This window comes from Planktothrix agardhii (assembly GCF_904830935.1).
In the GTDB taxonomy this organism is placed as follows: domain Bacteria; phylum Cyanobacteriota; class Cyanobacteriia; order Cyanobacteriales; family Microcoleaceae; genus Planktothrix; species Planktothrix agardhii.
This window is the reverse complement of the sequence record NZ_LR882952.1, coordinates 1,801,893-1,815,742: the sequence shown is the minus strand read 5'-3', so window position 1 is coordinate 1,815,742 and position 13,850 is coordinate 1,801,893. Positions and strand designations below refer to the sequence as shown.

Below are 13,850 nucleotides of genomic sequence, written 5' to 3'. Positions count from 1 at the left end.
GATTAACGACTTGCAATACCAGAGGTAATTTTCTCCATCACCTGATCAACCGTAAAACTGGCTGCTTTTTGACGTGGGGGAAACTCTTGGAAAGTGGCGATAAATTTGGCAACGATAGGCTGGGCTGCTAATACTAAAGGAATGTGATCAAACATCCAATCCCAATAGGTATTTGAGGTAATATCTGCACGCTCATAGGGATCGGTACGGAGATTGAACAGTTTTGGAACCCGCAACACAACAAAGGGTTCTGCCCAAATCTGGCAAGTACCTGTTACCCGTTGTTCCATGAAAACCGTCTTCCAGTGGTCATAGCGCAGTGCCATCAAGTTGCCATCATCACTGAAGTAGAAATATTCCAGTCGTGGGCTTTTTTCCACCTCGCCTTTTAGGTAAGGCACTAGGTTATAGCCATCCAGATGTACCTTGAAGGTTTTATTACCCGCCTGATAGCCTGTGAGTAGTTTTTCCTTAATATCTGGATCACCTGCCATCGCCACAAAAGTTGGCAACCAATCCATGTGACTGACAATTTCATTCGAGATACTACCCGGTTCAATCACACCAGGCCAGCGCACCAACTTTGGTACACGGAATGCGCCTTCCCAGTTAGTATTCTTTTCACTCCGAAAAGGGGTCATCCCGGCATCGGGCCAGGAGTTGATATGGGGGCCGTTATCGGTGCTATACATGACAAAAGTATTATCCGTGATACCGAGGGCATCGAGATAATTGAGCAATTCCCCAACGCACTTGTCATGGTCAATCATAACGTCGTGGTATTCTGACTGCCAGCGTCCCGACTGCCCTACACTCTCAGGCTTGGGATGGGTACGGAAGTGCATGTGGGTCGTATTAAACCAGAGAAGGAAGGGAATACCTGCCTTTACCTGACGATCGATAAAATCCTTGGCTTTGGCCAGCACTTCATCATCAATGGTTTCCATCCGCTTCTTGGTCAGCGCACCCGTATCGACAATGGTTTGAGTCCCGTCTGGGTTGGCTTTACAGTCGAGGACACCGCGCGGGCCAAACATTTTCTTGTAATTAGGAAAATCTGCGGCCGGGGGATAGTCTCGTAATTCCGGTTCTTCTTCTGCGTTGAGGTGATAGAGATTACCAAAAAATTCGTCGAAGCCGTGGTTGGTGGGCAGCATTTCGTCTTTATCGCCCAGGTGGTTTTTGCCAAATTGTCCGGTGGCGTAACCCAAGGGCTTCAGGAGTTCGGCAATAGTCGGATCTTCAGCACGCATTCCTAGATTAGCTCCAGGCATCCCGACTTTACTTAAGCCCGTGCGAAAAACACATTGGCCTGTGATAAATGCCGAGCGCCCGGCTGTACAACTCTGCTCGGCGTAGGAGTCGGTAAATAGCATCCCCTCTTTGGCAATCCGATCAATATTAGGGGTTTTATAGCCCATCAAACCGTGAGTATAACAACTGATGTTGGATTGACCAATATCATCACCCCAAATGATGACAATGTTTGGTTTTTTATCGGTCATTTTTAGTTGCTCCTTGGATCTAGAATTGTATTGATATGGTAATCGCCTTTAATTTTATCGGAGTTTCAAAATTTCAGGCACAATTTGAACAACAATGATATTGGTTGAACCTGTCACCATAAATTGAACACCATTCTGAAATACTTCTACATTATCCTGGTATTTTAGAGGTAATGTCATAGGAAATTTGCAATCTTAATATATTGACATAATTACTAAAATGTGTATAACAACAATACTGACCAGAATATTGATATCTAATGAGTAAAAGGCTAACAAATTGCCCTGAATTAGTCTATCAACGGCTTCTGTTTTAACCAACCAAAAATTTGAGAAACCGTTAAATTAATATCAATTGATTCTAAAATGGGTAACTTTTCTGCTGAATCAATCTTATAATTCTTCAAAATTTGATTGGGTTGAAATACAAAAATTGATCGTTCATCTGGATCAATTAACCATCCCAATTTACAACCATATTCTAAACAATGCAGAATATTATCGATGACTTTTGTTAATTTTTGATTGGGTGATAAAATCTCAATAGTCCAGTCAGGGAAAGAATCAAATTGATTAGCAATTTCTTCTTCTGGGGTTAGGGGTATTCTATTCCATAAAAAGACAGCAATATCAGGTACAACAGAACGCCCGCCAAAAGTACAACGGAGTTCCGGCAAAGCATAAGCAATTTTAGAAGGTTCTGCTATTTGGTTGATCGTTTCACAGAATTTATATTGTAGTTTACTATGTTGTCCTTGAGGCATTGGTTTTTGTCTGATTTTACCATCAATATATTCCCAAGCAGGAGATTCATCAATATAATATTGTTGAAGAAAAGATTCTAGACTTAAGGATTTAAGTTGGGTGGTAGTCATGGCAAATCTAAGGTATTATTTTACATTTTATAGCAGTTTTAAGATATTATCGGATATTCTGATGTTCTAACAATAGTGGGAATACCAAAACCAAAAGCAATTAACGAGAGACAGGTGCGTATCCAAGCCATTAAGGTGCGATCAGCGGCGGCTCGACTGCGGTATTTAGCCATTTCGGTACGATCTGTGGCTAATTCATCATTAGAAAGATGTTTAGGGGGTTCTGAATATCAGTAATAAAGGATATTGCATAACTTTAAAAGCTTACTTTTTGTGATGATTTGTAGCTATAAAAGATGCGCGATCGCAATTTAACAAAAACTTAACTAAAAATCCTGTCCCCTCCCCTTACCAAGAGGAGGGTTAGGGTAGGGTTTTATTATGTTTTAGAAGCAGAAACAGTAGTTTCTTTTTCGGAATTTGATCCCTGAGTTCCTAACTGAATTAACTCGATTTTATAACCATCGGGATCTTCCACAAAGGCAATTACAGTGTTTCCATGTTTCATTGGGCCGGGTTCACGGGTAATTTTACCGCCTGCTGCTCTAATTTGTTCACAAGTGGCGTAAATATCATCAACACCGAGGGCTATATGACCATAACCTGTACCAATTTCATATTGTTCGACGCCCCAGTTATAGGTTAACTCAATCACGCTATGATCGGATTCATCACCATAACCGACAAAGGCTAAGGTAAATTCACCCCCTGGATAGTCTTTCTGGCGCAGTAGTTTCATTCCTAAAATATCACAGTAAAATTTTAAGGAATGGTCTAGGTTTCCCACCCGTAACATTGTGTGAAGTAGTCTCATTGTTGTTTTTTTTGGTGATGTATTTATATTAATATAACCCATTAAATCGTAGTAAGCCCTTTAGGGCTTTCTCATAGAAAGAGAGTCCTAAAGGACTCACTACTATGCGCCCATTCCTGAATATTGTTTTAATCCCCGTTTCCATAGCCAACGGTTGATAATTAAAAACAAAATTCCCCAAAAGAACATGATCAATAAACCTCGAAATAAATCAACGGGAAATCCCACAATAATAGAAGCGGGAAAATAAATTAGGTAGGGAAAGGGAGTCCATAATGTTATTTCCCGAATTAAGGGAGGAAAGACTGTTAAAGGGGCAATTATTCCTGATAAAAATATATAGGGTAAATACCAAATTTTTTCAATAGCACTGGCTCTTTCTATCCAAAATGACAATAAAGCAAAGGTATATTGAATAATAAACCGTAGCATAAAAGCTAAAATTAATACTAATAAAAATAATAAGGTTTGTCCTAAACTGGGTATCCAAAAAGATTCAGGATAGAGGGCAAAAAATAAAAGAATTAGCCCAACAATAAAGGGAAAACGGGCAAATCGTTCGGCAATATGGCTAAGAAAATGATGCCAAACTGGATCAATGGGTTGTAATAATCGAGGGGAAAGTTTTCCTTGAATTACTTCTTTTTCAAACTCCCAAATTACCCAAACTACATTACTTTGTCGGACAATAAAAGCAGCCAAAAAATATCGAGCAAATTCAATAGAAGTGAGTCCAATATTACCTGTTTCGGAGGCTTTTATCCAAATTCCCATTAAAATAAAAGGTAAGGAGCCAGACAATACCCAGAAAAATAATTCGGCTCGATATTCAACCATATAAGCATAGTAGGTTGATAGGAAAGTTCGAGCTATTTTTAAAATATGTTTCATAATATTATTCAATTAAAATTATTTTTTTGACGAAAAGTTCTGAAGTTTTATCTATTTTTAACATTTGTTTTAATTTTGACCATTGTTGTCTTCTATTTAAAAGAGAGGATATTAATAATTTCCAGCCTTGAGCAGAAAACAAAGATTTTGAGGAAAAACAAATAGCGTTTTTAACTTTAGCTCTTTTTAATGCCACCAGACTCCAATGCAGTTTCAGATAATCCCTAATATGTTCAAGTCTAGGGAGTTGGATCTGATATTTTTGATTAACCAATTTATAGATTTTTTCCTTAATTAAAATATTAGTATCTAATCGCTTTTTTAGGGATATTTTTTGATTAAAAGCTCCTGGCCAAATTGTACGATAGGCTAAACACTGATTAATAAAAATTGCATCTCCAAATTGAGAAATTTTAATCCAAGAATCAATATCATCACAATTAGTATCTAAACTCGAATCCCAGCCGCCGGATTTGATAAATGCTTCTTTGGAATAGGCAACTTGAATCGGGGTTCCAAATGGCACTTGTTCCAATAACATTCCATAGTGAATATCTTCCTGGGGAATATAATAAACTTTGCCAGGGCCGGTTAAACGAGTCCGACCTAATTCTTTACCATTCGGGTCTACTTGACTTGCTGACACCGAACAAATTACCGCCTGGGAGGATGAATTTTGATTGACTTTGTTTTGATAAGTTTTAATTGCTTTGCTCATTTCTTCAATGCAATTAACAGCCAAATAATCATCATCATCTACTGGTTTAATCCAGTCTCCAGAAGCGGCTCTAACTCCAGCATTCATTGTGGCAGAATGACCGAGATTACTGGGGTTACGATGATAAACTAAACGGTGATCTCCCTGTTGAATTAAGGAGGAAGATAAACTACGAACATAGTCTTCTGTTTGATCAGAGGAAGCATCATCAGCAACAACAACTTCACAAGGAATTGTTTGTTTCAATGCGGAATCAATTGCCCGTTTCAGTAAAGCAATGCGGTTATAGGTTGTAATCACGATGCTAAACTTCATCGGACTGCCTCGCTTAATGGTCTGCTAATTCTGTTATTATTAGCCTAACATATTTAGGGATCTCCTATATTGTTGTTTTTAGGATCGTCGGAGGCTGAATATTAAAAGCTCACAAAGTTTCCATGCAAACCGTAGGGAATATGATGTTTTAAGTGTAATCGAGCGATCGCACCTTTGCTCAAATCACGACTATCCAAAATCACAATCTCGGAACGATGATTTTGGGAATCATACACTACTGTTAACACCCATCCATCATCTTCGGCGATCGCATTTTTACGCGGTACAAATATAGGTTCACTGACAAATCCTGCGGGTGCTGCACTCCATAATTGACGCTGATTGGTGTTTAAATCTACTTTCAAAATCGCCTGTAAGGGGGCATTTATTTCGGCATCGTGGGCGGCTGCTAAATATAAATAACGATAGGGTCTACCGACATAATTCGGATGTAAAGTCGGAAATTCACAACAGCGAGATTCAATCAGTTGACGTTCTACTTTTTTTGTAGTTAAATTTAAAGAAAAACGCCATAATTGTCCCGGATCTAATAGACTAAAATCCGTTTCTCGATAATCTTGATTTGGGCTAATTTGGGATAGGGATTTATAACAAATAGAATCCACAAAAATAGTATCATCTTGTTCATAAGCATTGGCATGATGAAACACAAATCCCAAGGGCATTTCAAAATATTGAATTTTGCCATTTTTACCCCTGGGAATTACAATAATTTTAGTCGGTTTTTTGGTTTGAAAGTTAATACATTCTCCCGCACCCGATAATCCCAATAAATAGGGAATGGGATTAAACTGGACTGGATTTTGGAAGAAAATACAATAATTAGGAGTAATAGCAAAATCGTGAATAAAAGCAAATCCAGGTACAGAATGAACCTGTTTTCTGAGTAACTTTCCTTGAGTAGAAATTTCATAAATTGTAATGGTGGTTGATAACATCGGTTTAATCGAAAAATTGACTAAACAGGGTTCACCGCCATTCCATTCACAATTAGGATCAATTCGAGGATGGGCTGAAAAGGCATCTCCGGGTTCTAAAATTCCCTCTAAATTATCAATTCCAATGGTTTCTAAGGTATTTGCATCCAGATGATAGGGTTGGGCAGCTTCCCATAATGCTAATAGTTTTCCCGCCCAATAAATAACACTTGTATTAGCAATATTTTTGATTTTTAAATCCATAAAATTTGCTAACCATCCCCCAGCTTTTTGGGTTCCAAATACACCACGATAGAGAATTTTTCCGGCTTTTTGTTCTTCTAAATAACCTTGAGTTTTGACAAATTTATTACAATAGTGGGCCGTACCTTTGGTAAAGCGAATCGCAGAAATCATGCCATCGCCATCAAAGGGATGACGAAAATTTTGTCCATTTATATCTAATAAGCCTGGGCCATTTCGATAGAGGGTTCCTTCTAGTTCAGTCGGAATTTCTCCTTCAATATCTTCAATCCAATAGTCGTATTCATGGGGTTGAGAAAGATATCCTTTTGCCCAATCTTGGGTACTATAGGATAAGGTTTTTGTGGAATTTTCTGGCTGAGAAATTATATTTTTCATTGTCTCTTAATTAAGGATTTACGGTTAATTGATCAAGTTCTGAGGGTTGAATACTGACCATTGGAGGTTCGATTTCTGCATTACTATTGGGCAACCAATGAATTAGGGGAATAGGTAATAGGGTACTTAGGTTAGTAATCATTACCAGTAACCATAATTGGTCAAAATTGGTTTCCGTAATTCCTAAATAATAGGTAAGGATACCACCTAATTGATAAGAAATTAAACCTGCTAAATTAGAAACCGACATTAATAGGGCAAATAATGTGGCTTCTACCCCGGGAGGACAGAGGCGAGCAGCTAATATCAAAACAGGCATATAGGCAATTTGTCCCATCACGGTTAGGATTAAACTATCCCCCAAACTAAACCAATGATCATCAATTCCTAGGGTTCGGTTAGTGTGGGTGACTAATAGTAACATGGTCATCCCTAATAAGGTGGAAATAATTGTTGACCAAAAAAAGATTGTCCGAAAGGGAACGGACTTAAAAAATCTTTGAAATAGCCAAATTCCGAGTAAGGAGGCAATACTTGTAACTAAACGAACTCGCCCTAAAAATTCGGGTTGAAATCCTAATTCATTAGTGGTAAAAAAGAAAAATGCAGAATCAGCCGTGGGTGTGGCTTGCCAAAGAAAAATAAAGGCTGTAGGCAACCAAATTGATTTTTGGGTGATGGCTTGACGCAGATTTTTAATTTGAGATTTAACCGTTTGCCAATTGGAGGGTTGACCCTGAAATTCTTCTGCAATTAATCCCGCCACCATGGAAGTAATTAAGGGAAAAGTTGCTGTAATTAAAAATATGGTTTGCGGGGGAAATTGCTCTAATAAAAACCCCCCTAAATAGGCGGTAATTAATCCGCCAATAGCCGACGCTCCCCAGGAAGCGGATTGCAGCGAACCAATATTATTAATTGATTCGTGACGGGCTCTTTCAACAACTAAGGAATCGACAATTACATCGCCAATGGCCACGGAAAGGGAACTCAAGGCAATCGCCCCCGTAGCGGCTAAAGGAGTATGAACAATTGTGGCCATAGCCACCCAGGATAAGGCCCCCAATATTCCTGATAGGATTAAATAGGGACGACGGCGATAACCGAAAATCGGCAGACCGTCGGAAATAAAGCCAAATAGGGGTTTAATAATCCAGGGAATCGCCACAATTCCCAGTAATATTGACACTTCCGCCGGACTCATTCCCAGTTCATCCTTGAGGAAAAAACTCACCCCTAAACGGGCCAGTCCTAAAATTCCCTGGACAAAGTACACCAGTAAAATGGCTATCAGTTCTGGGGTTGGCTCGTTGTCAAAAAATATGGTTTTCTTAAAGAATTGCTTGGTTTTGGCGATGCTTGTTGCAGTCATCAGGATTTTGTAAACAAAAATTAAGAAATATGAATATATTTATCATAACCTACGGATCTACACTCCTAATCAGTTAACAGTCATCAGTCATCAGTCATCAGTCATCAGTCATCAGTTAACAGTCATCAGTTAACAGTCATCTCTTTACTGTTAACTGACAACCGATAAATTTTACGGTGATAACTGATAACCCTTGCACTGATAACTGATAACTGTTTACTGATAACTGATTTACAGTACCCTTAAAATACTAGGAATACTGTCAATTTCATCAAAACCTTTAATTTCACTTAAAGCTTGATTAAAATTACCCTCCAAAACATTATGGGTAACTACAACAATTTCTGCTAAATTTTCATGAAATCCCGTTTGTACAATTGATTCTATACTGACATGATGCTGACCAAAACAAGTTCCTAATTTTCCAATTACCCCAGGAGAATCCTTGGTTAGAAATCGAGTATAAAAACGGGTGACTAAATCCTCCATCGGCGCAATTTTACAGTAATGTTGATGGGTACAATTCATCATTTCATGGGGAATAATCGGATTAACAACTTCTGCTTCTTGCATTTGTAAAACAGCAACAATATTTAAAATATCAGAAACTACCGCACTCGCCGTAGGCCCCGATCCGGCTCCTCTGCCAAAAAACATCACCTGTCCAATCGGTTCCCCTTCAACTAAAATGGCATTATAAACATCATTAATACTGGCTAAAGGATGGGATAAGGTCACTAAAGTCGGATGAACTCGAACCGATAATAAATCCTGATCGGGAGTCGCCTGGGGACTGCGGGATGCGATCGCTAATAACTTAATCACAAATCCCAATTTTTCCGCATAGGTGATATCCGTCGCCGTTACCTTTCTAATTCCTTCACAGTAAACCTGTTCTAACTTAATTCTGCCTCCAAAAGCTAGGGATGCCAGAATCGCAATTTTATCCCCCGCATCTAAGCCATCAATATCGGCGGTGGGGTCAGCTTCTGCATATCCTAACCGTTGAGCATCCGCTAAGACTTCGGAGAAATCTGCCCCTTCATTTTTCATCCGGGTCAAAATATAGTTAGTTGTGCCATTAATAATTCCGGTGACTGTTTGAATTCGATTCGCACCCAAGGATTGTTTTAACGGTTGAATCACCGGAATCCCACCCCCAACGGCGGCTTCTAACATCACATAAACCCCTTTTTTATTCGCCGCATCAAAAATTTCACTCCCATAACGGGAAATCACGGCTTTATTGGCGGTGACAATATGCTTGCCATTTTCAATCGCTTGGAGAATTAGCGATCGCGCTGGTTCCAAACCCCCGATTAATTCCACCACAATATCAATGGCTGGATCAATCACAATTGTTTCTAAATCCGTTGTCAGCATATCTTCTGGTATATTGACACTCCGGGGTTTAGAAAGCGATCGCACCCCCACCCGATGCAAACTTAATTCCGATAACAAGGGATGACGACCCTCCGGGTTGGACAGAATTTCAACCACTCCGGTTCCAACTGTTCCCAGTCCTAATAAACCAATTTTAAAAACCACGATTCTAAACCATCCCTAACGCAAGGCTACACTTCTCATTTTTACATTAGAGGTTGACAATCTTGATGAATATGATCACCTAATTGATCTTCTTTTTAACAGACCAGATACTAAATTACCCTATTTTGTTGATTAATTAATTAATTTTTTTCCCGATTAAGTGCTACTAAAACCGCTTGCTGGCTGACATTTTTGTAAACTGTTTCTAAATATTGCATCACAATATCTATGTCAGATAACGTAGAACGATTTGTAGATTTAATTCCTATTGTAGCTAAATTTATTGCCCCTAAAATATCAAGTACCGTTTCACTACTCGGAGGAGGTGTAATCACAACTAAAGCGGAATCTAGCTGTTGAGAGTAATTCCAAAATTGATCTAATTTCAAGGAATTAGGATTAGATTTTATAGTGATTTCTTCCGAGGTAGCAACGTTAATTTCATCTTGACTTTGACCTCGCAACTGTCGTAAAGAATTAATAATTTGTTCGGCACTTTTTCCCCTAAGTTGAAACAAAACAAAAGGATCTTCACTAAAGCGATCGCCTAACATATAATAAACTGCGGCAATATGTTTACAGGGATTAGCTTGATCTGGACAACTACATTCAGAATGAACATTCTCTAGGGAAAAAGGAAATAATCTTAACCCATTGGCGGCAAATACATCCTCAATATCCTGTGGCATTTCTCCCGCTAATAATTTAGCACTAAAAATTGCCCGTTGTGATAGAGTTGTAATAATATAATTCCATTCTTCATCACTAAATATATCCAACCACAAGGAAACGGTATAAGGTTCGATTTGAGTCCCCTGAACCTGTGCTAAAACTTTTTGATCTTTAAATTCAATCTTTAAAACATTACCTTCTCTAGCGTAATTTCTGGCTCGTTCCAAGCGTTTTTTGAACCGATATTTGTCCAATAAATCTAACCATTGTTGTGACCACCATTCCTGACTCATTTTGTCCTCCTTCTAGTTGTTGCGCTTTAGCGCAGATAGTTGTTGCGCTTTAGCGCAAATAATTGTTATAAGATAAGATGCGCTTCAGCGCAACAACGGTGCTACAACGGAATTTATTCGTCAATAATTGAGTCCCGATCTAATATTAATAGATTTCTGAGTTGATCGGTATCTAAAGCTGTTAACCAATCTTCTCCCGCACTGACAACCTGTTCCGCTAACGCTTTTTTACTTTCAATTAAATCATGGATTTTTTCTTCTAAAGTTCCTGTACAAACAAACTTATGTACTTGTACATTTCGGGTTTGACCAATTCTAAAAACTCGATCTGTCGCTTGATTTTCCACTGCTGGATTCCACCATCGGTCAAAGTGGAAAACATGATTCGCCCGGGTTAAATTCAAACCTACTCCTCCAGCTTTTAACGATAATATCATAATCGGTGGAGCTTGGGGATCATTTTGAAACCGATCAATCATTTCTTCCCGTTTATTTTTTGAGGTACTTCCATATAAAAATAATATTTCTCGGTTGAAATAATCTTCTAAATAGGGTTGTAATACTTTTCCCCATTCAGCAAATTGAGTAAAAATTAAAGCCCGATCTCCTTCGGCTAAAACCTCATCTAACATTTCCGTCAAACGTTGTAATTTTCCCGAATATTGGGTCTTAATTATATCTGATTTTTTACTATTTTTAACTTTAGCTTCGATTAAAACTGGATGGTTGCAGAGTTGTTTAAGTTTTACTAATAGAGCTAAAATCATCCCTCGACGTTGAATTCCTTCCGCATCATCAATTTTTGCTAAGGAGTCATCGACAATCTTTTGATATAGGGTTGCTTGTTCAGTTGTTAATAGACAAAATACTATATTTTCCTGTTTTTCGGGTAAATCTTGAATAATATCCTTATCGGTTTTTAACCGACGTAAAATAAAAGGTTGAACAAGCGATCGCAAAATCTTTAAAGAGTCCGTATCCCCATATTTTTCAATGGGAATAGCAAACCGTCGTTGAAAAAATAGCCGTTGTCCTAAATACCCTGGATTTAAAAAATCCATAATTGACCACAATTCCGAGAGGCGATTTTCTACCGGAGTTCCTGTTAATGCTATTTTGAAAGATGCGTTAATATTTCTAACAGTTTTGGATTGTTTAGCATCGGGATTTTTAATATTTTGAGCTTCATCTAATACCAATCCTTGCCAAGTTACCCCTTGCAATTCTTTCTCGTCTCGGAAGGTTAAGGGATAACTGGTAATCACTAAATTTTTATCTTGAATTATTTTAGCAAAATTTTTACCTTTGGCGCGTTTATCGCCATGATGAACCATAACTTTTAAGGTCGGACTAAACTTTTTAACCTCCCGTTCCCAATTCCCTAAAACCGATGTTGGACAAACCAATAAAACCGGATTTTCTAAACTATTTTGTTCTTTTAAATGCAGTAAAAAAGCAATAAATTCTATGGTTTTTCCCAAGCCCATATCATCAGCTAAACAAGCTCCTAAACCCCATTTTTCTAGGAAAGACAACCAACCTGCACCTCTAGCTTGATAGGGTCGTAATTCCCCTTGAAAATCTTTAGGATTTGGAATCGGTTCTAAGTTACGATTATTGGTTAAAGTATTCAATAATTCCTGTAATTTTCCTCCCGCTTCAAAGTTAACAACGGGTAATTTTTCAATCATTTGAGTATCTCCCGTTGATAACCTTAACGCATCTTCTAAAGAAAGAGTCATTTCATCTTTTCTTTGACTAAAAAATATCTTTGCCGATCTAATATCCGATTCCCGTAACTCCACCCATTCCCCATTAATTTCTACTAACGGACTTTCCTTAGCAACTAAGCGATCAAATTCCGCTTTAGTCATGGTTTGACCACCAATTGATAATTGCCATTTAAAGTTAAATAAACTTTTTAATCCTAATCTTTCATTGGTTTTTAATTTAGGCGTTTCTGCTTTAATACTTAATCCTAATCGACTCGCCCACCCCTCTCGATTTGCTAAACTGGGAGGTAATATTACCCCTAAACCACTATCAGTAAAACGCCAAGCATAGCTTTTCAAGAATTGATAAGCTTGTAAAGGATTTAAACTACAGCTTTGGGGGCGTGCTTGCTGTAAACTGGTTTCAATTACCGGATATAATTTTGAAGCCAATCCTAAGCCTTTTAACAGGGTTTCCTGGGGATGTTTAATCGTTCTCCCTCGATAATTAAACGAGTCAACGGGATGATTCCAAACAATATTAGAATTAACAATAAATTCAGGTTGATCAATAGCTTGTAGACAATATTCTAATTGCCAATTAGGATTATATTCTGTGGGAGGATGTAAATGAAAAGCCGTCGCAAATAGATTGGGTTCAGATAAAGAATATTGTAGGGGAGCAGTCCAATTTTTTAAAGCGGTTTCTAGGGATTCTATTTCTGTTAATTCGGCATTAATAGTATTTTCCTGTTCTCCTAAACTTTGTAACCATTTCTGCCAAATTGGAAGTGATACAATCGCTTTTTTATTAACTTCCTTGGCTACATTTCTCACCTGTTGATCAATCATTACCGATAAAAAATTAATAATAATATCCTGAGCAGATAGGGGCAAATTAATCGCTAAACTATCACCTGCTATTAACTCCTGATACACTTGACAAACCCTTGGCATTTGTTGGGCAAAACGCAATAATCGAGCTTGATCAATAGCACTATCAAGAAGCGGTTGCCATTGAGATATAATAGTTTGATCAGATTGTTGAATTAATCCAGGTAAAAATTTAGATCTAGCTAATAAATCCAAACTCCAACGAGCAATATGTGACCAAAAACGTAGATCCTCTCCCAGGTCAGAATCAGATGTTATAACGGTATTCAAGGGTAGGAATTGTAAAAATTGAAACGCTTGTTTAGGATTAAGAGAAATTCCCGTAATTTGCCAAGGATAAAGATAGGATTTAGGAATATTAGTTGTAGCAGAATAAATCGGAGTCAGGTCTCCAGATTCAGAAATATCTGTTGGTAACGCTATAATTTGTTGGGATAGAATATTTGATAACCCAATATTTTTTAATAAGGGTTGAGTCAATAATTCTGTATCATTTAAAGCAAAAGGATAGGGAAAAATTGCTTCTGAATAAAAGGACTCCGACGGGACTCGCCGCCAGGTTTCTGCCCAAAGGAAAAAACACCCCTTCGACGTCATGCACCAACTTCCATGTAAAATTGCCATCTAGTCAACCTGTAACTGTGCTGTATTGATTATATTC

Annotated in this window: 12 protein-coding genes; all 12 read right to left on the bottom strand. The window is 38.0% G+C overall.

Going from position 1 to position 13,850, the window contains the following annotated elements:
- Positions 1-2 precede the first annotated feature (2 nt).
- Positions 3-1,505: an arylsulfatase gene (locus NMG88_RS08395; protein WP_254035313.1), complete on the bottom strand. Its 1,503-nt coding sequence runs from the start codon at positions 1,503-1,505 to the stop codon at positions 3-5.
- A 54-nt stretch (positions 1,506-1,559) separates the two neighbouring features.
- The gene (locus NMG88_RS22475) at positions 1,560-1,685 is read right to left on the bottom strand and encodes a hypothetical protein (RefSeq protein WP_264477042.1); all 126 of its coding nucleotides are present in this window, start codon (positions 1,683-1,685) and stop codon (positions 1,560-1,562) included.
- Between the two features lie 110 nt (positions 1,686-1,795).
- Positions 1,796-2,380, bottom strand: coding sequence for a Uma2 family endonuclease (locus tag NMG88_RS08390; protein WP_042153439.1), 585 nt, complete (start codon positions 2,378-2,380; stop codon positions 1,796-1,798).
- 38 nt (positions 2,381-2,418) lie between these two features.
- A complete protein-coding gene (locus NMG88_RS08385; RefSeq protein WP_235751282.1) occupies positions 2,419-2,553 on the bottom strand; it encodes a DUF202 domain-containing protein in 135 nt (44 codons plus the stop codon).
- A 206-nt stretch (positions 2,554-2,759) separates the two neighbouring features.
- Positions 2,760-3,194, bottom strand: coding sequence for a lactoylglutathione lyase (gloA, locus tag NMG88_RS08380; protein WP_026788770.1), 435 nt, complete (start codon positions 3,192-3,194; stop codon positions 2,760-2,762).
- Between the two features lie 102 nt (positions 3,195-3,296).
- Positions 3,297-4,085, bottom strand: coding sequence for an ABC transporter permease (locus NMG88_RS08375; RefSeq protein WP_027254313.1), 789 nt, complete (start codon positions 4,083-4,085; stop codon positions 3,297-3,299).
- Positions 4,086-4,089: 4 nt separating this feature from the next.
- Complete coding sequence (locus NMG88_RS08370; RefSeq protein ID WP_042153433.1) at positions 4,090-5,118, bottom strand: glycosyltransferase family 2 protein; 1,029 nt, start codon at positions 5,116-5,118, stop codon at positions 4,090-4,092.
- A gap of 101 nt (positions 5,119-5,219) precedes the next feature.
- Positions 5,220-6,698: a carotenoid oxygenase family protein gene (locus tag NMG88_RS08365; RefSeq protein ID WP_227382466.1), complete on the bottom strand. Its 1,479-nt coding sequence runs from the start codon at positions 6,696-6,698 to the stop codon at positions 5,220-5,222.
- 10 nt (positions 6,699-6,708) lie between these two features.
- Complete coding sequence (locus NMG88_RS08360) at positions 6,709-8,070, bottom strand: folate/biopterin family MFS transporter (protein WP_264477041.1); 1,362 nt, start codon at positions 8,068-8,070, stop codon at positions 6,709-6,711.
- A 231-nt stretch (positions 8,071-8,301) separates the two neighbouring features.
- A complete protein-coding gene (locus NMG88_RS08355; protein ID WP_235751281.1) occupies positions 8,302-9,618 on the bottom strand; it encodes a homoserine dehydrogenase in 1,317 nt (438 codons plus the stop codon).
- 140 nt (positions 9,619-9,758) lie between these two features.
- The gene (locus NMG88_RS08350; protein WP_227350415.1) at positions 9,759-10,583 is read right to left on the bottom strand and encodes an SWIM zinc finger family protein; all 825 of its coding nucleotides are present in this window, start codon (positions 10,581-10,583) and stop codon (positions 9,759-9,761) included.
- Positions 10,584-10,696: 113 nt separating this feature from the next.
- Positions 10,697-13,813 carry a DEAD/DEAH box helicase gene (locus NMG88_RS08345; protein WP_235765665.1) on the bottom strand — a complete coding sequence of 1,039 codons (3,117 nt, stop codon included), beginning with the start codon at positions 13,811-13,813 and terminating at the stop codon, positions 10,697-10,699.
- Between the last annotated feature and the right edge of the window lie 37 nt (positions 13,814-13,850).